This is a genomic window from Arsenicibacter sp. R0_47 (genome assembly GCF_057652235.1).
On record NZ_JBYFCJ010000008.1, the window covers coordinates 166461 to 192295 of the forward strand.

General features: G+C 52.5%; 19 protein-coding genes and 1 pseudogene. 6 read left to right on the plus strand and 14 right to left on the minus strand.

The genetic code is table 11. From position 1 onward, the window contains the following. Positions 1-73 precede the first annotated feature (73 nt). Both AC23NW_RS16420 and AC23NW_RS16425 read left to right on the plus strand, forming a co-directional pair. On the plus strand, positions 74-1480 hold the full coding sequence (locus AC23NW_RS16420; protein ID WP_487450720.1) for a DUF3500 domain-containing protein: 1407 nt from the start codon (positions 74-76) through the stop codon (positions 1478-1480). Continuing rightward, positions 1467-2699, plus strand: coding sequence for a HupE/UreJ family protein (locus tag AC23NW_RS16425; RefSeq protein WP_487450721.1), 1233 nt, complete (start codon positions 1467-1469; stop codon positions 2697-2699). The genes AC23NW_RS16420 and AC23NW_RS16425 overlap by 14 nt, the downstream gene beginning before the upstream one ends. Here the strand turns inward: AC23NW_RS16425 and AC23NW_RS16430 are convergent. Genes AC23NW_RS16430 through AC23NW_RS16455 form a run of 6 tightly spaced genes read right to left on the minus strand, consistent with a single transcriptional unit; the run spans position 2671 to position 9808 of the window. Beyond that, positions 2671-3036, minus strand: a complete 366-nt coding sequence (locus AC23NW_RS16430) for an AtuA-related protein (protein WP_487450722.1) — start codon at positions 3034-3036, stop codon at positions 2671-2673. The two genes, AC23NW_RS16425 and AC23NW_RS16430, sit on opposite strands and share 29 nt — an antisense overlap. A gap of 4 nt (positions 3037-3040) precedes the next feature. Beyond that, positions 3041-4363 (minus strand): acyclic terpene utilization AtuA family protein, encoded by a 1323-nt coding sequence (locus AC23NW_RS16435; RefSeq protein ID WP_487450723.1) that lies wholly within the window; start codon positions 4361-4363, stop codon positions 3041-3043. An 8-nt stretch (positions 4364-4371) separates the two neighbouring features. Beyond that, complete coding sequence (locus tag AC23NW_RS16440; protein ID WP_487450724.1) at positions 4372-5667, minus strand: CitMHS family transporter; 1296 nt, start codon at positions 5665-5667, stop codon at positions 4372-4374. Between the two features lie 47 nt (positions 5668-5714). Then, positions 5715-7328 carry a carboxylesterase/lipase family protein gene (locus AC23NW_RS16445; RefSeq protein WP_487450725.1) on the minus strand — a complete coding sequence of 538 codons (1614 nt, stop codon included), beginning with the start codon at positions 7326-7328 and terminating at the stop codon, positions 5715-5717. Positions 7329-7386: 58 nt separating this feature from the next. Beyond that, positions 7387-8931, minus strand: coding sequence for a carboxylesterase/lipase family protein (locus tag AC23NW_RS16450; protein WP_487450726.1), 1545 nt, complete (start codon positions 8929-8931; stop codon positions 7387-7389). A 4-nt stretch (positions 8932-8935) separates the two neighbouring features. Next, positions 8936-9808 carry an alpha/beta hydrolase gene (locus AC23NW_RS16455; RefSeq protein ID WP_487450727.1) on the minus strand — a complete coding sequence of 291 codons (873 nt, stop codon included), beginning with the start codon at positions 9806-9808 and terminating at the stop codon, positions 8936-8938. Positions 9809-9919: 111 nt separating this feature from the next. On the opposite strand from AC23NW_RS16455, the gene AC23NW_RS16460 reads away from it, so the two are divergent. Next, on the plus strand, positions 9920-10672 hold the full coding sequence (locus AC23NW_RS16460) for an NUDIX hydrolase (RefSeq protein WP_487450728.1): 753 nt from the start codon (positions 9920-9922) through the stop codon (positions 10670-10672). Between the two features lie 52 nt (positions 10673-10724). On the opposite strand, the gene AC23NW_RS16465 is transcribed toward AC23NW_RS16460, so the two are convergent. The 3 genes from AC23NW_RS16465 to AC23NW_RS16475 form a co-directional block, all read right to left on the minus strand. Beyond that, positions 10725-12998: a TonB-dependent receptor gene (locus AC23NW_RS16465; RefSeq protein WP_487450729.1), complete on the minus strand. Its 2274-nt coding sequence runs from the start codon at positions 12996-12998 to the stop codon at positions 10725-10727. A 102-nt stretch (positions 12999-13100) separates the two neighbouring features. After that, complete coding sequence (locus AC23NW_RS16470; protein ID WP_487450730.1) at positions 13101-14357, minus strand: Hsp70 family protein; 1257 nt, start codon at positions 14355-14357, stop codon at positions 13101-13103. A 268-nt stretch (positions 14358-14625) separates the two neighbouring features. Next, positions 14626-16128, minus strand: a complete 1503-nt coding sequence (locus AC23NW_RS16475) for a helix-turn-helix domain-containing protein (RefSeq protein WP_487450731.1) — start codon at positions 16126-16128, stop codon at positions 14626-14628. 146 nt (positions 16129-16274) lie between these two features. Between AC23NW_RS16475 and pckA the strand changes: the two are divergent. After that, positions 16275-17872 (plus strand): annotated as a pseudogene (gene pckA, locus AC23NW_RS16480) (phosphoenolpyruvate carboxykinase (ATP)). A 55-nt stretch (positions 17873-17927) separates the two neighbouring features. Here the strand turns inward: pckA and AC23NW_RS16485 are convergent. Beyond that, the gene (locus tag AC23NW_RS16485; RefSeq protein WP_487450732.1) at positions 17928-18560 is read right to left on the minus strand and encodes a response regulator; all 633 of its coding nucleotides are present in this window, start codon (positions 18558-18560) and stop codon (positions 17928-17930) included. Further along, on the minus strand, positions 18535-20403 hold the full coding sequence (locus tag AC23NW_RS16490) for an ATP-binding protein (RefSeq protein WP_487450733.1): 1869 nt from the start codon (positions 20401-20403) through the stop codon (positions 18535-18537). The genes AC23NW_RS16485 and AC23NW_RS16490 overlap by 26 nt, the downstream gene beginning before the upstream one ends. Before the next feature lie 407 nt (positions 20404-20810). On the opposite strand from AC23NW_RS16490, the gene AC23NW_RS16495 reads away from it, so the two are divergent. Beyond that, positions 20811-23207: a glycoside hydrolase family 95 protein gene (locus AC23NW_RS16495; protein ID WP_487450734.1), complete on the plus strand. Its 2397-nt coding sequence runs from the start codon at positions 20811-20813 to the stop codon at positions 23205-23207. A gap of 55 nt (positions 23208-23262) precedes the next feature. On the opposite strand, the gene AC23NW_RS16500 is transcribed toward AC23NW_RS16495, so the two are convergent. Further along, complete coding sequence (locus AC23NW_RS16500) at positions 23263-24066, minus strand: sialate O-acetylesterase (RefSeq protein WP_487450735.1); 804 nt, start codon at positions 24064-24066, stop codon at positions 23263-23265. Between the two features lie 113 nt (positions 24067-24179). Between AC23NW_RS16500 and AC23NW_RS16505 the strand changes: the two genes are divergently transcribed. Next, complete coding sequence (locus tag AC23NW_RS16505) at positions 24180-24827, plus strand: hypothetical protein (RefSeq protein WP_487450736.1); 648 nt, start codon at positions 24180-24182, stop codon at positions 24825-24827. 4 nt (positions 24828-24831) lie between these two features. Here AC23NW_RS16505 and AC23NW_RS16510 read toward each other — a convergent pair whose 3' ends face one another. Together AC23NW_RS16510 and AC23NW_RS16515 are read right to left on the minus strand one after the other, a co-directional pair. After that, positions 24832-25383, minus strand: a complete 552-nt coding sequence (locus tag AC23NW_RS16510) for a DinB family protein (protein WP_487450737.1) — start codon at positions 25381-25383, stop codon at positions 24832-24834. Between the two features lie 4 nt (positions 25384-25387). Continuing rightward, on the minus strand, positions 25388-25792 hold the full coding sequence (locus tag AC23NW_RS16515; RefSeq protein ID WP_487450738.1) for a DUF4345 domain-containing protein: 405 nt from the start codon (positions 25790-25792) through the stop codon (positions 25388-25390). Positions 25793-25835 lie beyond the last annotated feature (43 nt).

The window sequence follows — 25835 nt, forward strand, 5'->3', positions numbered from 1 at the left end:
TTTGCATTGTAAACCTGTACCCGCTACAGGGTACCTGATTTTCCGTGATCCTGCAATCTAAAAACAAATCTGAATGGTTCGTCACTCAACAACAGGGCTTTTGACAGCCCTCCTTGCCTGTATTCTGCTGATTGACTCCTGTAAAAAGGATGACTCGTCAACGGCCGTAACCCCGGCAACCGCCAGTATCGGTGCCCTGTCGTGCAGTAGCACCGTTTTTTCAGCAACTGCCGCATCCGGTACGGCGTATACCGGAACTGCCACCGTGCCGTATACCGGTGGTAACGGGGCGGTTTATGCGGCCGGTACGGCCATTGCATCCAGTGGGGTTACCGGCCTGAATGCAACCTTGCAGGCGGGTACGCTGGCCAGCGGTGCCGGAAATCTGATCGTTGCGATCACCGGAACGCCTGCCAGTCAGGGAACGGCTACCTTTGCTTTATCCGTTGGTGGTCAGACCTGTACTTTGGCCCTGACCGTGGCTGCCGGAGCGACCGGCGGGACCACGACCAATTGCACATCAGCAACGGGGCTGGCAAAGATTGTGTGTCTGGCAGAAGCGTTTAAAGCCACGTTGTCGTCAACACAGCTGGCGGCGCTGCAGCTTACCTACACCAAGGCAAATGCCGTCCGCTGGTCAAACCTGCCACAGGCACTGTATTCCGAAAAACGGGTCGGCCTGAACTTCGGGGCGCTGAGCACAACGCAGCTGGCGGCGGCTAAAGCGTTACTGGCTGCCGTACTGGCTCCGTCGGTGACCAATGAGGGATACGACGAAATGGAAGGAGGCCTGGCCGCGGATGATTATCTGGGAGTAAATGGCGGCGGGGCATCTACCTACGGCTACGGTTATTTCTACATGGCATTCCTTGGCACACCGAGCACAACGGGCCTTTGGGAGCTTCAGTTTGGCGGGCACCATTATACAATGGCCAATACGTATAATGGCGGTAAAATTACCGGCGTTACCCCATCGTTCCGCGCTGTTGAGCCGATGGCCTCCTTTACACAGAATGGCCGAAGCTGGCAACCGGTCGAACAGGAACGTCAGGCATTTGCCGATCTTCTGGGTGGTTTGAGTGCTTCTGAACTGGCAACGGCAAAACTCTCGTCTACCTTTTCGGATATTTTGCTGGGTCCGGGGCAGGACGGCAAATTCCCGACAACAAAGTCTGGTGTGAAAGCCGGTGATCTGTCGGCCGCTAAAAAAACACTGGTGTTAAACGCCATTAAGCTGTATGTGAATGACCTGGATGCCGAAACGGCGGCAACCGTACTGGCAAAGTATACCGCCGAGTTAGATAACACGTACATCTCGTATTCCGGTACGGCAACAGTCACCCAGCAAAACGATTATATCCGGATTGACGGACCGAATGTCTGGATTGAGTTTTCGTACCAGGGGGGTATTGTTATCCGGAATACACCGCATCCGCATTCTGTCTGGCGTGACCGTACCGGCGATTATGGCGGCAATTAACCAGTCCACGAAACAGCACCGGAAAGTCTTTTTCCGGTGCCTGTTGCTTTTAGGCCTGCTGGCAAACAACGTGACCGGTCATCCGATGCCAAACAGTATGGTGCTGCTGAACGTACACCCTGCATCCGTGGAGGCTGAACTGCAAATGCCGCTGGTCGAACTTCAGGCTGCGATCGGACACGGGGTAAACGACCGCTCTGACAACCTCATTCAGCGGCTGGGCCCTTTGCTGAAGGACTACCTGATGCAACACATCCGGCCCGCAACAATGGATCACCGGCCGTGGCAGGTGTTCGTCGGCGAGCTGCGGGTTGAGCAAACGCAAACGCCGGTTTCGGGTACCTATAAGGAGCTGCTGGCCCAGGTAACACTCGTGCCTCCTGCCGGAGCGACAACGCGACAATTTATCTTCAACTACGATGCGATCATCCATCAGGTCGTGACGCACCGGATTCTGGTATCGGTAGCGCAGGACTGGGAGCGGGGAATCACCACCGGACAACCTCCCGTCGGGCTGGGCGTCATTGACCTGGATATCGAGACGGAAAAAGTAAAGCCATTTGTCGTCCGGTTACAGTCTGGAAGCTGGTGGACGGGATTTGTGGCCATGTTTACGCTGGGCCGTGAACACATTGCCGAAGGCACTGACCACCTGCTGTTTTTACTGGTACTGCTGTTACCGGCGCCACTGCTGTACGATAAACGCCGGTGGTTGGCGTTCGGGGGCGTTCGCTTTGCGTTGAAGCGGTTGTTGCTGATCGTGACGGCTTTTACCGCCGGCCATTCGCTGACACTGCTGGCCGGTGCCCTTGGCTGGGTTGCCATTTCGGCTCAACCGATCGAAGTGCTGATCGCGGTGTCGATTCTGGTTTCGGCTGTTCATGCCATAAAACCCGTATTTGCGGGTCGTGAGGCGTGGATTGCCGGTGGTTTCGGTCTGATCCACGGACTTGCCTTTGCGAATACCATGCTGGATTTACAGCTTGATCCAACCCGCCTGGTACTCAGCATTCTTGGATTTAACCTGGGCATTGAGTGCATGCAGCTGGCCATTATCGCTGTCACCATACCGTGGCTGATGCTCCTGAGCCGCACCCGCTACTACTCGGTATTCCGGCTGACAGGCGCATCACTGGCATCTATTGCCGCGCTGGCATGGGTTGCTGAACGAATCAGCGGAGAGAGTAATGTTATTGCTGATTATTTAACGCGTCTCTGAAAGGCTCTACGTCGATTTCCATCGCCAGCAGCGCATAACTCAGCGTTTTGCCGTGCGGGTCGATGGCTGTCGACGTGGTAACACCGCCAAGCAAGGCATTTTCACACACAAAATGCAGCGCCGGCAGGTTCGGTAACTCGTAGCGGGTAATGTTACCGCTGACTACTTCTGACAGGTGTTCGCTTACCCGTTCGGCCGTACATTGTTCTTTCAGCAGTTCAAAATCCTTAGGGTTATAAGGAAACAGTGACAGGGTTAACGTGTTGCCTTTGTCGCCCGCCCGGGCGTGGGCAATGTCGTATAATGTCTTTGTGTTAAAGGTATAAAAGGCTGCCATGCGGTCAGGAAGTTTTTAAAATCGTCAGTTGCGGGTTGATGCGGTGCCGGTCAAGGGTTGCAGACACAATGCCGACAACTTCGTGCAGGTATTTCCGGGCGCCGCCGCCGCCCGCCGGTCCATTGGTATACAGTGCTTCAACTTCCTGACCGATTAACGCCGCCAGCTCGCGTGAGGACGTTTTGCCGGCCACCCGGAGCCGGACGTCGTACGGCGACGATTCACCGAAATAGGTCCGGTGTGCCGCTGTGGAGCCAATCAGGTCAATGCGCAGATCATCAAAAAGATGGCCGATGCGTTTCCGGATAATGCTGCCGGCCAGCACAGCCCGCTGCTCGGCAGCAGGACCTCCATAAGACAGTTCGCCTTCCCCGATAAAACCGGCGTCATAACCGACACTGACCTTGAGCGTTTCCGGACGCTGAACGCCCGTTCCGCCCGTTGCCTGAATCAGGTTGGGACCAGCTTCGGTAAGAAATACACCGGTAAAATCGGCAATAACGTCCGGAGTTATGTACCGGCCTGGATCCATCACTTCGTACAACAACTGCTCTTTGGCGGTCATCAGCGAGAGTTGCCCCCCGGTACCGTACACTTTACCAAAAACAGCCGTGCCGTCCGACGATACATCGGCGAACGGATGCCCGAGGTTTTCCATGTTCGGGACCGGTTTGCTCAACGGATCGACAAAATAACCACCCGTCAGTTGGCCGGCACATTCGAGTAAATGCCCGATAACCGTACCCTGTCCCAGCCGGTTGTAATCATCAGTCGCCCAGCCAAATTCATACACCAGCGGCGCGACGAACAGCGAGGGGTCCGCTACACGGCCGGTAATGATTACCAGTGCATCCGTTGCCAGCGCCGGTAAAACAGCGTCGATCCCCAGATACGCATTGGCCGATAAAATCGGACCCGCCGACCGGATCGGGTTACCTGTTTCCAATGCGGGTTCGTCGCCGGTCAGCAGGGAGAGCACATCATCACCGGTCACTACGGCAACGGTCAGACTCAGGTTCAGCTGACGGGCAATGGCAATGACTTTCTGGCCGGCTGCCAGCGGATTGGCCGCCCCCATGTTGGTAATCAGCCGGACCTTATTGGCAACCAGCGCCGTCAGCAGCAGCCGGAGCCGCCGTTCGAGCAGCGGATCATAGCCCAGATCAGGATACAGGCGTTTGCGTTTCTGGGCCAGCGCGATGGTGCGTTCAGCCAGGCATTCGAGCACCAGATAATCCAGTGCTCCCTGTTCGGCCAGCATCAGGGCGGGTTCGAGCCGGTCGCCGGAAAAACCTGCCCCGCAGCCAATTCGGATCGTGTTTGCCATACAATTACTCAGATACTGATTGAACCGGTTAACAAGGCGGCCAGGGTCATGACCAGTGTGGTGCCCAGCGCCCACTTAATGGTAAATTTCTGGTGCTCTCCTAACTCCACTTCTGCGAGTCCGACGAGCAAAAAGGTCGACGCGGTTAACGGACTAACCGGAAACCCGACCGTCATTTGTCCTAACAGCGCAGCCCTGCCGATTTCCAGCGGATCGATGCCGAACTGCGTGGCCGTCTGGCTCAGAATCGGCACTACCCCGAAATAATAGGCATCGGGCGTAAATAACAGACTGGCCGGCATGCTGGTTATGGCCGTCAGGGTTGGCAGCAGAGAGGCGTGTTGTTCGGGAATGAGTGAGACCAGTGAGGTGGCCATCGCATCAATCATTTTCGCGCCTGTCAGTATGCCGGAAAATACCCCTGCGGCGAAAATCATGCCCGACACCATAAAAATATTGGTACCGTGTCCTTTCAGCACTTTTTGCTGATCAGCTAATTTAGGATAATTAATCAGCAGGGCCAGCATAGCCGCCACAACAAATAGAACCGGGGTCGGTACCCAGCCTTTGATGAGGCTGACCAACAAGCCAATCGTAAGCAAAGCGTTAACAATGATCAGTTTAGGCCGGCGTAACTGGCGCTGACTTTCGGTTAGATTCTCGTGATGTACATAGTCGAGCGGCTGAATGCCAATGCGTTTGCGCTCCTGCTTCCCCAGCCAGTAAGCCACAAACAGGACCCAGCATATTCCCGCTGCGATAGCCGGAATATTCGGGTTAAAGAGCAGATTGGCTTCTGTTTTCAGGGTCGAAATGGCCCTTGCCGAAGTCCCCGACCAGGGCACCAGGTGGAGCGGACCAACACTGAGGGCCACGATACCGGGCAAAACCGTTTTCCGGATACCCAGCCGGCGGTAAACGGGCAGAAAGGCAGACAGTACGATCATAAACGTGGCTGTACCGTCGCCGTCGAGGTGCACAATCATGGTCAGGATGGCCGTACCGACAATTACTTTCAGCGGATCTCCCTGCACATACCGCACAATCCCCGCGATGATCGGGTCAAAAAGGCCCGCATCGAGCATTGTCGCGAAATAAAGCACTGCAAACATCAGCAGTATACCCGTCGGGGCAACCTGCTTGATACCGGCCAGCATCATTTCCCCGAGCTCTTTGGGCTGAATGCCCGCAACAAAGCCCATGACGAGTGGCACAAGCACCAGTGCCGTTATAACAGACAGCCGTTTGGTTATGATCAGTATCAGAAAAATGCCGATAGTGGCAAATCCGGTAAGGGCAAGCATAGTGGATGAGAAAAAAAGACCGGCCATGCCTGACCGGTCCGTGTTGATTAAAGCGCTCGGTCAGGCGCAATGGCCAGAATGTCCTTGTCATGGTGTGCCTTCTCAACACACTGGTTATCGAAGATCATGGCAGCACCGTTCTGCGGGGTATATTTTTGCCAGTTTGGTAAACCTTTATGGCCCGGATTGCCGGTTCTGGCAAAGTTGATCCACGACTGACTCATTTTTTCTGCCAGAACATACGCCTCTTTTCCACCACCCGTCATTTCTTCACAGCGCGCAATGTTATCAAACACAAACGGGATTTCCATGCAGTGCAGTGACTTGTATTTGCCGTCTACTACCGGTGACTGCCACGCAAACAGGTACATGTAGACCGGGGCTGGTGAGGCGGCTTTCAGGTCAGCCATTTTGATGGCACTGCGGCGGAACATGTCGTCCACATTCAGGTAATCCTCTGGTTTTTGTGTTTCAGGATAGGCTTTTTTGACGGCGGCAATGTAGGCATCCGCCTTTTCCCCGTACTGCTTCTTCAGCGCATTTTTTACATCGTCCATTGAATTCACCGGACCGGCACCCATGCCGAAAAACGGGGCAAACTCATTTTTAGTCGAGCCGATCAGCAGCGGCACATTGGCAGAAATTGCCTTTGCCTCAGCCGAAACAGGTTGGTACGGCAGTAAATCGCCGTCGAACACCGGTGCCCACGACCATCCGAACGGGCCCATCGGCTTACCTTCTTTCGCCAGTTGCGCCTGTGCCGTCTGCACTGCTTTTTTACCGGCTGCAACGAGTTTCTCAAACGAGATGGTTTGCAGTGAATCCACCTGCTCGGGTTTCAGATTCAGCTCTTCCAGCACCAGTGCACTGATTTTTCTGGTAGTAGCCTGATCATTAAACTGTAATCCGAGACCGCCGCTCTGGATAATTGCCTTGCTGAACAGGCCTTTTGCCGACGGGGTATTCAGGAGCGTATTCACCTTACCGCCGCCGCCTGATTGACCGAAAATCGTTACGTTGTCAGGATCACCGCCAAAGCTGGCAATGTTAGCTTTAACCCATTTCAGAGCGGCAATCATGTCATAGACACTGTTGTTTGGCGACGCCTTGTATTTATCACCGTAGGCCGAGAGGTCCATAAAACCAAGAATATTCAGCCGGTGGTTGATGGAAACCAACACCACATCTCCTTTTTTACTGATGTTTTCACCATCATACGAAGGCAACTCCTGCGAAGAACCGGCCGTGTGGCCGCCGCCGTGCAGCCAGACCATTACAGGGCGCTTTTTCCCGTCGTTTACCCCTTTCGACCAGATATTGAGGCGCATACAGTCTTCGTTCGGATAGCCCCAGTCGTGATGAAACACAAATTCAGATTCGTCACTAACGCTGGTGGTCGGATCCATCAGGGGGCATACCGGTCCGTAGCTCATTGAACTGCGGACACCCGTCCAGGAATCAGGTTTCGACGGGGCCATAAAGCGTTTCGCCTTCGCGTAGGGAATGCCTTTAAACGTGAAAATGCCGTTGTGAATATAGCCGCGTACCTTGCCATATTCGGTACCGACAACTGCCGCGTCCTTGCTGGCGATCAGTGGGGCCGTTGCCGGTTTAGTTGTCTGCGCCATCGTTGCGAAAGGCAATGCGGCAACAGCAAGCATTTTGATTAACGTGTTTGTTTTCATCGGTTTATGTTAAGGGAATTGTATACTGTAAACGTTATTTTGTCATCACGGACAACAGATACGTAAGCCGTGCTGCATCGGTTAGTGTTGCCGGATGACAGTTATCGCCCAGCACCATAATGTTGGGCCGCTGCGTACTGAACACCGGCCATGTCGGCAGTGACGCGCCGTTCGGGTTACCGGTTTTAATGAAGTTCGCCCAGTAACCGGCCATTTGTGTCGCCAGCCTGTTATCGGTCTGATCAAGCGGCCGCAGGGTCTTGTCGATAGCGGCTAGGTTGTCATAGGCATAAGCGACTTCGCCGGTATGGAAAGCACCATAGGCGGCATACTGGCCCGTCGCCGGAATGTTGCGGGTAAACCGGTAGACATACACCGGCTGATGCTGGTCGCTGGCCATCGTTGCCCATTTATAGTTCTGTGCTCCGAAAATCTGATCCCGTGACAGTTCCGTCTGTGAACGGGCTGATTCGGCTTCCGTGCCGGCGGGATAGTACGTTGCCAGTTCGCCGGCTTTAGCGCCGTACTGCTGTTGAAGCTGGGCCTTAAATTCCTCCGGCTTCTTCACGGCGCTCATCCCTTCGTCGTCATTCCAGCCGGTGAGCAGGGCAATTTTATTTTGTTTACCGGCGTTGAAGATGTCGGCAATGTGTCCGGGCAACACGTAACCGTCGATAATCGGGCCACGGACGGTCATGTATTTTTTCATCAGCTCTGCGGCCGGTTTCGCGCGCAGTTCGGACAGGGAAGATACGCCTAAGTCGGCCATCCATTTCTTGCCGGCGTCTTCCGCTGCGGCCAGTGACGGATTCGACCGGGTAAAACTGGCACCGCTCTGGGCAATGGCTTTCGTGAAGAGGCCGCTGGCAAGGGGTGTGGCTACCAGACAATTCACGCTCATCGACCCTGCCGATTGCCCGGCGATGGTCACGTTGGCCGGATCACCGCCAAAAGCCGCGATGTTTTTCTGTACCCATTGCAAGGCCGCGATCTGATCCATCAGCCCGTAGTTCCCCGATGCATTGTGTCCGGATTCTTTGGTCAGTTCCGGCAGGGCCAGAAAGCCGAAGGGCCCGACGCGGTAATTTATACTGACAAAAACAATCCCTTTCTTCGCCGTTGCTTCGCCATCGTAGATGGCACATCCGCTGCCGCCGCTGGAGAAGCCACCGCCATAAATCCAGACCAGGACGGGCTGCTTTTTACCGGCTGGTTTTGCCGGTGTCCAGACGTTGAGGTACAGACAATCCTCACTGATCGGCTCCTTAGGAATCAGGAATTCGGCGCTCCATGGCCCGAACGGAGCCGGACTCCCCTGCATCGGACTCGCGCCGAAAGCAGTGCAGGCCTTTACACCTGTCCAGGGAGTTACCGGCTGAGGAGCTTTCCAGCGCAGGTCACCGACCGGGGGAGCAGCAAACGGGATGCCCTTGTAGATACGCACATCGCCACTGGCGTTTTGAGTACCGGATATTCGTCCCCCGCTAACCGCGATGGGTGTGTCAGCCGGTAAGGATACGTTCCGGAATCCGGTGGCCAGGGAAGCTACCGTAATCATTGTGAGCAGGATACGTTTCATTGGATTAAGGGATCAGGGTTCCGTTTGCTTTCAGGATCTTACTGAAAAAGAGTACCTGATAAGGCAGGGCATTACCCCAGTACTCCCAGGTATGCGCCCCGGGGCGCTCCGTGTATTCGTGCGGTGTTTTGTTGGCCAGCAGGCGCTGGTGGAGATCGCGGTTTGTTTCAATCAGAAAATCGTCAACGCCAATATCGAAAATTAGGGGCAGTTGATTCTGGTTAAGTTTATCGGCCAGCGTTACCAGTGTCATGCCCGGATAGGGGGCTTCTCCGGCGGCAGGCGGACCCAGTAACCGGCGGAAATTTTCGGCCCTTGACGTGGCAAAATCAGCAGGCACTTTCCAGGTTGCCGTGTTGATATTCATGACCCCGCTCATACTGCCGGCCGCAGCAAACAAGTCGGGATGCCGCGCGGCAATAAACATGGCTCCGTGACCACCCATACTGAGTCCGGCAATCACCCGGCCCTTTTTTTCCGGGATTGTCCGGTAGGTCGCGTCAATCTTCTCAATGAGTTCCTTAGCAATAAAGGATTCAAACTGGCTGGTTTTAACCAGCGGGCTGTCAAAATAATAGCTTGTCGGATCGCCGTCGGGGGTTACAATGATCAGGTTATACTGATCGGAGAGGCGGTGCAGGAGTTCTTTATCGGGCGTTTTACTCAGCCAGTCTCTGAATGAACCCGAACCACCATGCAGCAGATACAGCACCGGGAATCCCGTTTTTTTTGCTTTTTTGTACGATTGCGGCAGCACTACGGCCGCTCGCAGTTGCCGGTTCATACCCTTGCTGTCTATCGTCAGGGTGTCAACTTTTGCTGCATTCGCCAGGAACGCAGACAGCAATAGCCAGATTAGGGCTGAACAGCGTAACATCAACATCGGGAAGAATTTTTAGTATCTTAGGTCAGGTAGTCTATCTTGCATCAAAAGTACATATTGTATCTTTACGTACAACTTACGTAAAGCGAAAATTATTGCGAATTCATGAATAAGTATAATCATCCGGGTGTTCAGTATTTTCAGCACGTTTCAGAACATTGCATCCACTATATGTCGATTGACGGGGTGATTTTCGGGTTTTCTGAAAATCAGCTGAAAGTATTGCTGCTGCGCTGGAAAGGCACGGATGAGTGGAGTTTGCCGGGCGGGTTTATCTATAAGCTTGAATCGGTGGATACGGCGGCGGAGCGGGTCGTGCAGGAGCGCACAGGCCTTGATAAGCTGTATCTGAAGCAGTTTCATGTATTCGGGGATGCGAACCGCTACGATCAGGCCGATACGTGGCGGCGTACTAAAATGCCCCTGGACGGGATAAAGTGGTCAGAGCGAACAATTTCCCTTGGGTATTATGCCCTTGTCAATTACTCACTGGTAACGCCGATGCCCGATCTGATGACCGACGAATGCCGCTGGTGGAATATACCGGAAGTGCCGGGGCTGCTGTTCGATCACAATCACATCATTGAGGTAGCGCTGCAATCACTGCGCCGGGAGCTCAGCGATCAGCCGCTGAACCAGTTGCTGCCCGACCAGTTTACGATTCCTGAATTGCAGCGGCTTCACGAATGTATTCTGGGTGCCCCGCTTGATTCACGTAATTTTTATAAGAAGATGCTGGCCTCGGGGCAACTGGAGCGATTGCCTGAACGACGGTCAGGTACGTCACATAAAGCGCCGTACCTGTACCGGTTCCTATCCAAGCTACCTAATACCGTTCGGTACGGGTCAGGAGAGTAGGTTGAGGGGACATTAGCCAATTTCAGGCTATACCAGCTTCGCCTGAAGCGGTCTACCAGAAAAATGTCCAGCTTAAGCGGGCGAAGAACGGGGTGCCGGGCGTAAAGTGAATTTCATCAACCGGTTCTTTCTCACCCCGCAGGCGGCTTTCGGTCGCAAACTGGGTTTCTTTCCAGCGGGTGTTGAAAATATTCTGCACCGATAGCCCGAACTGGTAGCGGGGGCGGGTATAGTTTACCTGTGCATCAGCGACAAAATACCCTTTCGCAACAATCGAGTTATCTTCGTTGGCCGGCCGGTCGGCCAGATACCGGTATCGGAACGACCCGCTGAACCCACGGCCCGCCTGAAGACTCAGACCGCCCGTTGAGGTAAAGGTCGGCGCCAGTGGAATATAATTCCGGCCGGCTTCTTCGCCAATGGCCCGTGGCCGGGTGGCGTTCAGGTCAATATCTGCATACAGCCGCTTTGTGATCTGGTACCGGAGCGACACATCAACGCCCTGCCGCCGTGTTTTGCCACTGGGCTCAACAACGCCTTCATCGCCAACATAGATAAATTCCTGCGCCATCCACAGATACCACAACGCCGTATTGACAAACAGTTTCGGAAACGGTTTCCAGACAACCCCGAGATCCGTCCCGTAGGCGGCCGGTAAAATACCGCGTCCGTTTTCCGGTACAACTACCCGTGTATCATTCGAGTGAAAGCCTTTTCCGGATTTCAGGTAGAGCTGCAAAACCGGCGAATGGGTATAGGTGATATTCAGTTTCGGGGAAACAATGGCAGCACTGGCCTTACCGGTCGATACGGGGTTTTGTAAAAAGTCAGTATAGCGGTTATGAAACCAGTCCAGCCGGAGACCGGCAATTACCTGCACGCGGTCGGTCAGCGAAATAGCCTCATCGACATACGCACCGGCATTGACTTCATTGATATTGCCGTATTTGTACCGTTCCAGCGTTTCTGTGCGGTTTAAGGTATGCGAAAGTTCGGTCCCATCCGTGAGATCCTGCCGGTACTGGATGCCCACTGTTGAGCTGACCGTTTTACTGCCAAGCTGGAATTTGCTGGCATAGCTGCCATTGTAGCCAAACAGGTGGCGGGCTTCTTTCTGCCGGATCTGGTCACCGTTGATGGAATCGTTTTTAAAGAATGTAAAATTTGAAAACAGCTCAAATGTATAGCGACTGTAATAAACCTGATGCTTCAGTACATTATTCCGGCCCGTTTGCGTAACCAGTTCGGCATTCAGGTTGGTACGACTGGTTTGGCCACCTTCGCTGGGGTCAATTGAGCCGAAAAACCCGATCAGTCCCGATTCAACCGCCCGATCCGGAATCTGGCCCGAGTGATTCCAGCGGCTCCAGAATGTAGATCCCGTCAGCGTCAGTTGGGTTGATGCATTGATGTGGCCGTGGTATCGCCCCTGCGTATTGAACCGGTTAAAGTGCTGGGGATTATCAAAATAACTGTTTGAATACTGGTACTCAGCGGCGAGGTAGGCCGACGGCGCCGGTAAACGGCTGGCATCGGTCTGCTTACGGACCGGCAGCAGATTAACACCCGCCACGACCCGATAGGTATCAAACTGACCGGCTTCTAGTTTAACAAAGTTCTGATCCAGCGTTTTACGGGTCTGAAAATTGACCCAGCCCGCCGTGGCCAGATTACCCTGATCCGTTGTATAGGGCCCCTTGCCGAAATTCAGGTTCTGTACCAGCTCCGGAATCACGAAATGCAGGTCGGCATAGCCCTGTCCGTGGGCATGCGAAACCATATTTACCGGCATCCCGTCAACGCTCAGGCGAATATCTGTGCCGTGATCCAGATCGAAGCCCCGCAGAAAAAGCTGTTCGGCCTTACCGCCACCGGCATGCTGACCGATAAACAAGCCAGGTACCATGCGCAGAATTTCCTGCGAGTTGGTGACTGGACGGAGTTTAATGTCAAGATTTGTAATCAGCTGAACATCATGCGGCTTCAGGGCACTTACCGTAACTTCGCTAAGCTTAATGTCACCAGGCGCAAGCACCACACTGATACCCGTCGTTTTATCGTCCTCCACAACCACAGTCTGCTGTGATGTCTGAAAACCGACATGCGAGATTTCGATACGATACGTGGCAGGGGGCAGGTGCATGAACCGGAACCGGCCGAGTTCATTGGTTACGGTCGCCTTTCCGGTTCCGGATAACTGAACGACAACCCCGGTCAGGGGCTGTCCGGTACGCTGATCCTTCACCTGACCGGCGATACCGCCCAGGTGAGCAAAGGCCTGATGTACAACAAAAAAGAAAAGAATAAACAGGGAAACGTTTTTCATAAAGCGGATAACGTGTATTCGTTGATCCACAAAAATACCGCAGATTGCCCGTATACCCGGCTACTTTTCCGGCAATTAGAGAAAGTTTTCTAACCTGTTTAGCTAGCCGAATTTATACAGACTGTCGTAGGCAAGGCCCAGGCCAACGCTTGATAACTTGTTCTGATCAGCAATCTGCGCGTCCGGAAACAAGTCTCTGAAAGCCTGCTGTACCAACGGTACCTCAGTTGACCCGCCGGTCAGGATGACCAGGTCAATGGCACCGGCTTGTACCCCTGCATCATTCAGGCACTGACGGGCAGAGGCGGCAATTTTATCAACGTCTTCCCGAATAGACGCATCAAATTGTGAACGCTCCATCGTAATACTGAACCCGTCTTCAATAAAATCAAAGGGTGCCAGATAGGTCGCCTCGTTCGTCAAGGCAATTTTAGAGGCTTCAGCACCAGCCAGCAGGACGTGGCCCGTCTCTTTTTCGAGCACCTGCAGCAACCGGTTCAGGCGCTTTTTATCGTGGGACTGGTGCAGGTATTGCCGGGTTTGCTGGATCGTCTTTGGTGTATACAGGAAGTTTACCTTGCTCCATTCTGCCAGATCATGGTAGGGACGCAACGGTACTTCCAGATTTTTCTCCCCGTACGTACTCCGGTAACCCAGCTCAGGCATGATCGCGCTCAGACTCAGTTCCTTGTCAAAATCATTTCCGCCGATCCGGACACCGGTATTGGCCAGAATATCAGACGACCGGTCGGCTTTGCCGCGCTGCTGCTGCGAGAGGCGGATCACCGTGAAGTCAGACGTACCACCCCCCAAATCGACAACAATAGCCAGCTTTTCGCCGGTCACGCTGGCTTCATGGGCAAAAGCCGCCGCAATCGGCTCGTACTGAAAGCTGATTTCCTTAAAGCCGATCCGTTCTGCAATGGCCCTTAATTCGGCCTCGGCCCGCTCATCGGCGCCCGGGTCATTATCCACAAAATGAACCGGTCTGCCCATCACTACGTGCTCAATTTCCTGACCGGCAAACGCATCGGCTTTTTCCTTCAGCGTCCGGAGAAACGTAGCGATGATGATCGAAAAATTCATCGATACCCCGTTCACAACGGTTCCGTTTTTCATGAGTGGCGTGCCCAGAACCCGCTTCAGACTCCGCATAAACCGGCCTTTTTTGCGGTCAAAAAATAAGTCGATAGCTTCACGGCCGAAGGCTGGCTGGTTGTTGGGGCTCTGGAAGAAAATGGCGCTGGGAATGGTTACGTGATGTTTTTCAACCGGCGCCAGCGAAACCTTACCGGCTTTATTTAAGGCAATACTGGTGTTGGATGTACCGAAATCTATTCCGCAGGTTATCAGTGTCATAGTGGTTGTTGCGCAGAAAAAACAGTCCTGACCGCGGTTACTAAAGCAGTCATTTTTTGAACAAAGGGCCGCAAAGATAGCGCAAAATGCCGTGTGGCCGGCAGTTTTTTTATAAATTCCTCCCGCAGAGGAGCTGAATCGGCCAAACCCGCAGGCTGTCCGGTTCTACCTTGCCTATGGGTTTGTACACACCGGCCGCTCACCCGTCGATTCGATGGGGAAGCCGTTTCCGCTGCTGCATCTGGCATTCACCGCAGGGTAAAACCGGTCATTTTCTTAGCCGTTCAATTGTGTCCTGCACATTTCTGACCTCCTGATCCCGGGTCAGCACCACCGGTTCGGCCGCCCGAACGGCACAGTCCCTGATCGGGCAGCGTTCGCAGGTTTCGCCCACCAGCGTTTCCGGAATGGCCGGATCGCTGAGAAACGTAAATACTTCCCGGAGCCGGTCCGTCAGCGGAAATCCGATATTTATACTGCTGTTGTCCGACGAAGGCGGAGATGGTTTGGCAACGGAAAAGACAAAATAGCTCGTACCGGTTGTGGCAAAGGTGATGCGCTGCGCCCGGCAGATCGGTTCACCGTCCCATTGTCCGGATTCCTGAAGTTTCCGTAACTCTGTCAGCACCGTAACGGTATTCTGGCGGCGGCAATAGTGCTCATCCTTTACGGTTCCGTGCGGGGTATGGAGTTTGTTCAGGTGTAATTCCTTCGTAATAATATACCGCCAGCCATCCGACCGTTTCTGGTCGGCCCGCTGGTTAATCCGCAGAAAAAACAACTCGTTAATCCCGAACCGGCTGGTGAGAATACTGGTCATCCGGAGCAGAAACATTTCAGGCGTAACACCATATGGCTGCATGGCGGCCAGTAACCGCTTATTTTCCCATGTTTTCTGCGTCACAATACCTGAAATGACGTCTGTCATCGCCTTTTCCGGAATCAGGATGGCGCGGGCAAAGTAGGTAGCCCTGAAATTATTGAGCACTTCGTCGAACGACTTTCCTTCCAGTACCGACGATTCAAGCGGACGGATGGTCAGGTTAAGCCGCCGGTAACCAACCTCTCTGGCCAAGGTAAAAACCGTCTGTTCGTCCGTTAACGATTTATTGATCAGTAGCTTATGTTTTTCCGGCAGATAAACAGACCGTAAGCTCAGCAGATTGGGCTGCGTCTGGGCTGTATACGTTTCGATCGCCGTTTTATACGTCTTCTCCAGAATACCGGCCAGCCAGCCGGCATGTTCCGCCGGATTTGACGGACAGGGGTAATCCTGTAAAAACCGGTCGGCCGCCGCTTCAAGATCGTCGAAGTAATTATCGTGCATGGCCTGGTATGTCCGCAGTACTGTAAAGTAAAACTGCTCTACCCGCACATCGTAATTACGGCCGATTTCCAGAATAGTGCTGATGAACGCACTCAGTTTAGCCGGAGCCGTTGCCATGACTTCCAGAAAGTAGTTTGGTTCGATGCCAAACAATTCAAACGGCAACTCACTCAGAATATTGGAGTTAAGCAGTTCAACAACGGGTTCAAGCTGCTTACTGACTTTAAGTGAGACCAGCGAATCGTAGTCGGTTTGCAGGGCTTTAGCAATGGCAAGGAGCTTTTCCGTTTTCGGGTATTTTTTCCCCTTCTCAATTTCATTCAGGTAAGACGGGGAAAGGCCGGTACGGTTTGCCAGTTCGTAGGTTGAAATACCAAGATCGTTACGGAGTTGCTTCACTTTTAGCCCAAAAATGAGCCGGACTTTATCGCGATCAGACGTCATGCCGCAAAAATAACTAATCTGGTATTAATAATGGTAAAATAAAGATTATTGCAGCGATCACGATAAAAATAGCGAACGTTCGCTATTTTTATCGTGATCGCTATTATATTTGCTTACAGTGATGACCTGATAGAAACTGCATAACCATGGTAACCGAAACAATCCCGACATTCACAGAAGTAGCCGGCTTGACTGCCGACGAACGTGCACTGGCCTTTTTACGGATCAGAGAAGTAAATGAACTGCACTTTCAGTTATCGCCCGCCGAACTGATCGAACACGCACTCCGGAACGGCGAAGGCAAACTGACAGATACCGGTGCGCTCATGTGCCCCACCGGAACATTTACCGGCCGGTCGCCTAAAGACCGGTATATTGTACAGGATGCACTGACAGCCGGACGGGTTGATTGGGGTACAGTTAATATTCCGTTTGATGAGGCCCGTTTTGACCGGCTGCACCGCAAAATGTGCCATTATGCTGAATATCAGAAAGTATATGTCCGGTATGCAATGGCCGGAGCAGATCCCCGCTATCAGATAAAACTTTGCATTCTGACGACCTCGGCGTGGCAGAATCTGTTCTGCTCAAACATGTTTCTGCGGCCGGATGACGAAGCGATTCAGGACTTTGAACCGGATTTTACCGTTATTGCCATTCCTGACTTTAACGCGATTCCCGCCGAAGACGGCACCCGCCAACGCAACTTTACAATTCTGAATGTGTCGAAGCGGGTCATTCTGATTGGCGGAAGCGGGTATGCCGGTGAAATCAAGAAAGGTGTATTCTCTGCCTTAAATTTCCTGCTCCCCCTGCAGGATGTCCTACCGATGCACTGTTCGGCTAATGCCGGTATTAATGCTATAACCGGAGAACAGGATGTGGCGGTGTTTTTCGGCCTGTCCGGTACCGGTAAAACTACCTTATCGGCTGATCCCGAGCGCGGACTGATCGGCGATGACGAACACGGCTGGTCTGATAACGGCATTTTCAACGTCGAAGGAGGCTGTTATGCCAAAGTAATTGATCTTACCCGCGAACGGGAGCCGCAGATTTATGATGCCATCCGTTATGGTTCAATTGTTGAGAATACCGTTTTCCGCCGCAACAGCCGGGAGGTCGATTATACCAATACTAGCCTGACAGAAAACACCCGTACTTCGTACCCGATTAACTTTATTGATAACGCGGTAATGCCATCGGTAGCTTCGCACCCAGGCCACATCTTTTTCCTGACTTGTGATGCGTTCGGCGTGTTGCCGCCTATTGCAAGGCTGACCACAGCGCAGGCCATGGATTATTTTGTGCTGGGTTACACGGCCAAGGTTGCCGGTACGGAAATGGGTGTGACGGAACCACAGGCCACGTTTTCGGCCTGCTCGGAGCAGCTTTCATGCCCCTGCCCCCCCGTGAATATGCCCGCTTGCTGGGTGAAAAGATCACACAACACAAGGCTTCGGTATGGCTGGTCAATACAGGCTGGACCGGCGGCGGCTACGGAACCGGCAACCGGATGAAACTGTCATTTACCCGCGCTATGATCCGGGCAGCGCTCCGGGGAACGCTTGATACGATACCGTTTGAAAACCATCCGGTGTTCGGGCTTGCCATGCCCACACTTTGTCCGGGCGTCCCGACAGAATTACTGAACCCGCGCAATACCTGGACAGACACCGGGGCCTACGATGCAAAGGCGCGGCATTTACAAACGCTGTTTCTTGACAAAAAAGCCATCATGGGCTGATACTTCGATGTGTAACGGAAATCCGCAGTGCCCATTACCCGCTGCGGATTTCCCGCTACTGATCCGTACTCACATCAAACCGGCTCAAAAATTCATAGAACTCCACTTTAGATTTGATGTTTAATTTCTGGTTGATGTTCTTGCGGTGCGTTTCTACTGTATAGTAACTCAGATTCAGAAAGTTAGCGACCTCTTCGGTCGTCATCCCTTTTTTGATGGACCGCAGAATATCAACCTCACGCTTGGTAAGCCGGCTTCTCATCGTAAACGAATCCTTCACGGTGAGTTCTTTTTTGGTTACCAGCGACTCAAACACCTGATTCCCGTTCATGACACTACACAGGGATTCGATCAGCTTAGAGGCGGGCGTCGTTTTAGGCAGGTAACCGTCTACACCGGAGTCTTTAAATAACGCAATATCCTTCGTGCTGGCATACATACTGATCACAACAATACGTCCCCCGAACTGCTGTTCTTTCAGTTGATTCACTACCGTCAAACCGTTAATTTCAGGCATGTTGAAATCGATCAGGACAAGTTCAGGCCGGATAGTCAGGCACTGGTAAACAGCCTGACGGCTATCGAACACCTGTCCTGCTACGTCGAATTGATTGGATTCTTTTAGTATCAGACTCAGTCCGTCGCTGAACAGCTGATGGTCATCAATGATGAGTACGGGTATTTTCATAAGCAATTTCTATAATAACACTGGTACCGTCCGGGGTCGAGTCAATAGTCAGATTAAGGTCTGTCAGCGTTGCTCGTGTCCGGATATTATGCAGGCCGATGCCCTGCATGTTCCGGGTAGTGTCGAACCCGACACCATCGTCTTCTACACTGATAATCAATGCATTGTCGTTAGAGAAAAACTGAATGTGTGCTTCATTTGCCTGCGCGTGCTTAATGATGTTGGTCATCAGCTCGCCAATGATTGCATAGAGATTTTGTTGTATCAGTACCGGCAATCCGTCGAACTGACGGTCGGTAAAGTCAGTAAAAAAAAAGTTTGTTGACGAAAAGGTGTTAAACCGGCTGATCATGTCGGCAATACGTTCTGAAAGCGGCTGTTCACTGTCTCGGACAAGATTCTGGCTGATGAACCGCAGCTCATTGATCGCCGTGAGAATCAGTACCTTCGTAGTTTCTATTTTCAGCTCCTTCATGTTGAGGTAACCCAGCGCAGAGGCCAGGGTATTACCGACCTGATCGTGCAGGTTGCGGCCGATGGCCTCAATCTCTGCTTTGTGCTGGTTATCCATATTCTGCTTCAGCCGGTCCAGGCGACGACGCATTTTCTGTTTGGTAACCAGTTCCTTCCGGAATTCACCGATTGTCAGGTACACAAAAACGAAGATGGTAAAAATGGTATTTAAGTACGTAACGTTCAGGGAGAACTGACCGCGGTGCAGCCGCAGAACAACCAGGACCAGATCTACCAGAAACGGCAGAAAAGCAAACGAAGCAGCAAATAGATAATTGATCATTCCGGCTCTGACGTAGGCCAGCCAGGCAAGGTAAATTCCCCAGCACATACTTATAACCGACAACACAACCAGCCCGTTGGTATACAGGTAATTTGCCCAGTCGGCCCGCCAGCCGGCAATCAGTACCATCATGCTCAGGTTCAGTACAGCAAGTGTACAGGCAACCAGCAGAAACCATTTCCGTTCCATCGGTACATCCTTCATAATGGCATATCCGAACGGCAGAAACAGGACATTGGCCAGGTACACCGAGAACGCGCCCATGTTGGTGGCGCTCAGGCAAAGAACGCGCGGAAACGGAACGGTATCGTAATAATCTCCCATGTAGAGAAAGATACAGCACAGTCCGAAAAGCATTCCGCTGAACGCAAACATGTGCCATTGCTGAAAAAAAGTCCCGAGCACAACCATGACAACAACAATGATGAGGGTGTAAATAACCCGGAAGCTGTTCTTAAAGTCCTTGTGTATCGCCTGTTCAATAAAGCGGACTTCGGTGAACAGGCCCAGACTGGTTTCCTGTAAACCGGTATAGCGCCTTGTCCGGATCAGATAGGCAGCCGTATCATGCGCCGCAATCGTCAGGGGCAGGGCAAAGGCCCTGAACGTATACGGCCGGTGCGCAATCGGCAGGGTACGGTTTACAAAACCTGCTTTTTCCAGCCGGTTATTCTCCAGTCTGAATAAACTCATTTCATCCAGCCGGACGTGCTCGGCCTGCAACACGAGTTTCCGAGCATGGTGGCCGGCATTAATGAGCCGGACAAATATCCACGCCTCATGGTGGTGATACGATCTGCCGAGAACTATTTTATCAGGCTGTTCATTCGGAGTAAAATGTTGACGAATATAGCCTTCCGGCGACTGATAAGGCGCTACATTCCCGTCAAATTCTGTTGAAAACAGCACTTTTGTGTTCAGGTTAACTTCTTTAAACCGGTCCGTTATCATAACCGTACTTTCTTCCCTGACCGGAGTGGTTTGCCGGTCAACGACAATGAACGAGATGACCAACCCTACGCCCCAAATCAGATGCAGATAGTTCAATTCCTTTTTCCTCCACGCAAAACTGCCCGGCAACCTCATAGAATATCTCTTTCAAAGACAAAAAAAAACGATGCAGGAAAGGCAAAAAATACCTGTTAGCAGGTATTTTTTGCCTACGTGCTGCCCGCTTATTTTGCCCAATAAAACATAGCTACGTAAAGGTACAAGCCCATTCTCATATTTGACCAACGGTATTCGCATTGCTGTCATAATTCAACCGATTATGGCAGATAGTTTTCTAACCTCGTAGTATAGTAAAGCCGCTATTGAACTGATTCAAAGCGGCTTTCTCTTTTGTCCGCTGCCGACAGCCGGTTCAACCGCTCAAATTACCCACCGAAAAGGGTATATTTAGCCCTTTTAGTACTCTAAACCGATAACAGGACCCGACTCACTTTTCTGTGAACATGACAAAAAAATATCTTCTGCTCCTTTTCGGACTGTGGTGTGCCGGTGTGCAGGCCCAGCAGCCGGATAAAACCCTTTGGTATAAACAGCCTGCCGAACATTTTGAAGAATCACTGGTGCTGGGCAACGGTACCCAGGGTGCTTCGGTTTTCGGGGGCGTTACCTCCGACAAAATTTACCTCAACGATGCTACCCTGTGGTCAGGGGAGCCGGTAAATGCGAATATGAACCCTCAGGCGTATACGCATATTGCCGCCATCCGGGAAGCCCTGAAAAACGAAGACTACAAACTGGCCGATCAGCTCCAGCGCAAACTACAAGGCAAATTTTCTGAATCCTTTGCTCCGCTCGGTACGCTGTTTATCAACGTTGCTCACCAGGGCAGTGCGACGAATTATTACCGCGATCTGAATCTGGGCAATGCAGTATCCACAGTCCGGTATGACGTAAACGGTGTCACATTCACACGGGAATATTTTATCTCTAAACCGGATGATATCATGGTAGTGCGCCTGACATCCAGCCGGAAAGGTGCGCTTGATTTTACGGTTTCGTTCAGCAGCCTGCTGAATAACAAGGTAACTACTACCGGTAATGTATTGTCGGCTAATGGGTATGCTCCCATCAAGGCCGAACCTAGTTATCGGGGAAAAATGCCGGATGCCGTTGTGTTTGATCCCGCTAAGGGCACCCGCTTCACCACGATGGCCCGTATCAAAAACGCCGACGGAACCGTTTCGGCATCCGATTCAACCATTTCGCTCCGCAACGGCACCGAGGCGATTCTGTTTGTCGCCATCGCCACCAGTTTCAATGGGTACGACAGAAACCCGGCGACTGAAGGCCAGCCAAACATCCTGCTGGCTGCCACCAAAATGCAGAACGCAGTGGCTAAATCATTTCCGGCCCTGAAGCAGGCGCATACTGCCGATTATCAGACGTTTTTCAACCGCGTGTCGCTGCAACTGGCCAACAGCACCGCCCCGAATCTGCCCACCGATGAACGGTTGAAACGATATGCGGAAGGCAAAGAAGATAAGCAGCTCGAAATGCTGTATTTTAACTTTGGCCGGTACCTGCTTATCAGCAGTTCACGAACGCCAAACGTGCCGGCAAACCTCCAGGGCATCTGGAATCCTTATATCCGCCCGCCATGGAGCAGTAACTACACGACTAACATTAACGCTGAAGAAAACTACTGGCCGGCAGAAAACACCAACCTATCCGAAATGCACAAGCCACTTCTGGGCTTTATCGGCAATCTGGCCAAAACCGGTGCCATCACGGCCAAAACCTTTTACGGGGTAAATGGCTGGACCGTCGCGCATAATAGTGATATCTGGGCCATGACCAATCCGGTGGGTGACTTCGGCAAGGGCGATCCGGTGTGGGCAAACTGGAACATGGGCGGTGCCTGGCTCAGCACGCATCTGTGGGAGCATTACAGCTTCACGCATGACCGTGATTACCTGCAGAAAGAGGCCTATCCGCTCATGAAAGGCGCAGCTCAGTTCTGCCTGGAATGGCTGGTGGAGGATAAAAAAGGCAAACTGGTCACGTCGCCCGGCACGTCGCCAGAAAACGTATACGTGACCAGCGAAGGCTATAAAGGCGCAACGCTTTATGGCGGCACGGCTGATCTGGCAATGATCCGTGAATGCTTCCTCCAGACGATTCAGGCGTCAAAAGTACTGAATACGGATCAGGCTTTCCGAACCAAACTGGAACAGGCGCTGGCCAAACTGCACCCGTATCAGATTGGGTCAGCCGGAAACCTGCAGGAGTGGTATTACGACTGGAAGGACGCCGAACCGAAACACCGTCATCAGTCGCATTTGTTCGGGCTTTATCCGGGAAACCACATTCGCCCCGACATTACCCCGGAACTTGCTAATGCCTGCCGCAAAACACTGGAAATCAAAGGTGACGAAACAACCGGCTGGTCAAAAGGCTGGCGGATTAACCTGTGGGCCCGTCTCTGGGACGGCAACCATGCCTATAAAATGTACCGCGAACTGCTTCATTACGTGCTGCCCGACGGCGTAAAAACCGATATGGCACGGGGCGGTGGTACGTATCCGAACCTGTTCGATGCCCATCCGCCCTTCCAGATCGACGGTAATTTCGGGGGTACCGCAGCCGTGGCCGAAATGCTGGTCCAATCGACCGAAGCGTCAATCAGGTTACTGCCTGCCTTGCCCGATGTCTGGGAAACCGGTTCAGTGAAAGGCCTCAAAACTCGCGGCGGTTTTGAGCTGGCGATGAACTGGAAAAACGGCAAACTGGCAACCGTTACCATCCAGTCAAAAACCGGCGGACAAACCGAGCTGATTTATGGTGGTAAAACAAAAAAGGTATCGCTCAAACAGGGACAGGTTCAGTACATGACCTGGTAAGTTTCAGGCTTATAAGAAAAGGGCTGCCTGACACTATCGGGCAGCCCTTTTCTTATCATTTCTTCTTTTTCAGTAGCTTATGCTCAATAAACACCGCAGCATACCGCTCGCCGAGTATGCGGGCAGCAGGTGTATCGAAATGGGTCGTATCACCTTTATGGCCTAAACCAGCGGATGATACCAGGTACATGGCCGGAATGCGTTTCGAGGCCTCCAGCAACTGCTCATTTACCCGTTTTGCATTGGCATTGCGGTTAACGTGAAAGTCTCCCAGCGTTCCGGCGACAAACGGGACGTTCGGTGCCTTCAGGTCTGTGCGTAGCCGGTTAACGAGGGCTTCCAGCTTTTGTGCATAAACACCTGCCCGCTCCGGTTTGCTGTCCGATTCGCCCTGATGCCATAAAATACCGGCCAGTTCGCCCTGTTCCAGCGCTTTCTGCATCCGGCGCATGGTATCGTCATAGGGGTAACTTTTTGTCTGAGCATAATAAGCACCCGGCACCCAGACATCGATTTCGGAACCACCGACGGCACAGGGCACCAGACCAATCTGCATATCGGGGTATTGCTTCGCCAGCGTTTGTGCAAATGACAGGCCCGGACCTACACCCACAACGGCCGGTTTATCAAAGTGCAGCGGATCACGGGCCGGCACCCATTGCTGATCTTTCGTCAGCATCCAGATAGCCGGATTAGGTTCCTGTGGTTCTACCTTACCTCTGCCTGCCATATTTGACTGGCCAATGAGGAGAAATAATTTGAGCCGGGGCGGCTGTCCCTGCATAAATGCCAGACAAACGAACAGGACAAGTGCTGCCCAGACAACCCGGAAACCGGTACTGATTTTTCCTTTCTGCATGAACAGTAAAGACAAAGTCCCTGAATTTATTTAGTCCCGGCGGGCAAAAAAGACTTTTTTTTAACCCAGACACGAATTTACGGTTAGTTCAGGAGGGACTTACATCACATACCATGCTCAGTGAACGCCTGAAAGATCAATCGGAACAGATACCCGAAGCGCTGGCTGCTTTCGGAGTTAACAAACACATTCCCGCGATTATTGCCCGGAATGTGCTCACGGCGCTGTCGTTTTACCCTGAACTGCGTCCGGCCTGCATCAATTTCCGGTTTAAACAACGGATCAGTTCGTCGGTGATGCAGGCCCAACCTGACTTCAGCACCATTCTGATGAGGCGTAAACACCGTCGCTATGTCATTAACATCAGTTCCATGTTCAGGCTGATTCATACCGCCATTCCGATTCATGAACTTCCGGATGACATTATGATCGGCTGGATCGGCCATGAGCTCGGGCACATCATGGACTACGAACGCCGGTCGAATACCGGTCTGGTAGGCTTTGGTATTTCGTACCTGACTTCACCAGCCTATGTAAAGCGGGTTGAGCAGATTGCCGATCAGTTTGCGGTCGATCACGGCCTTGGTCCGTATCTGATTGCCACCAAGCGGTTTATCCTTACTCATGCGCACCTGCCGCAAGCCTACAAGGACAAAATTGCCCGGCTTTATGTCAGTCCGGAAGTAATTGTGGAGCAGGTACGGAAACTGGAAGACGCTAAAGCGGCTAATGGCCTTACGAATCAGTCTTTGCAAGAGTAAACGTTCACCGGCAGTTCCGCATAGCCTGCTCAATATGCCGCTGATTGTGGACGATCAGAAAATGCAGGGTATCGCCGGCATTCATGGTCAGGAACGGGGCGACGGATACCGGAATCCTGATCCGGCCTAAATCCGCACCACCGGCCTGTCGGAGTAGCGCGAGCAGGCCCTCCTGCTGTTGAATAAAGGCAGCAACTGTCTGGTGGCCTGGTCTGGAAACGGTTGGCTGATGCCGTTTTGCTGCCTTGTACTGCTTGCGGGATTTGGCAGGATCCATCATGCCGATGAAATATTGCCCGAGCCAGCCTGGCTTGAAGGACATCCCGTCGGATTTGGCGCCCTTTTCCCCGAGCTGTTCCTGAAGCCGTGGCTGGTAGTACTGCCCGTAACTGATCAGGTGTTCCAGACATTCGCAGATGCTCCAGCCACCTGTCGCAGACGGCCTCACCAGTTGATCGTCGGTCAGGTTTTGAAATACCTGAATCACCTGCGTAAGTTGTTGATCTACCTGTGATTCCAGTCCGTTCAGAAAGGTTTGTTTATTAACGGTGTCCATCGGCCTAAGCTTTTTTTACCTGTTTACGGGTGCCGATGTACAGACCGAGTGCAATCAGACAAAAGACCGACTCAATAATCAGCCACTGCTGCCCGAACGCTCCTAGTTTGCCGTCCATGAAAATGGTCATCGTGCGGGATATGGCATAAAAACCCCAGAGCAGGATCAGAAAACTCAGCCCTTTCCGTACGTCGTTCAGCATCAGGTACATCAGTGTAATAAAAATAGTTAAACCGACGCCGCCATAAACCCCCCGGATTGAACTGGCGGCGTCGGTGTTGGTCAGCTGCACCTGTACCAGATCCATTACGCCCTGCGGATTCGCGAAGGCCATCAGGCTGACAGATAACAGAGCAAGGGCTGAGATGGTAATAAAGCCCTGAGAAATACGGGTCAAAAGCGTTTGCATTGGATTGTTGTTTATGTCCGGTACAAAATTGCACACGCGCTGC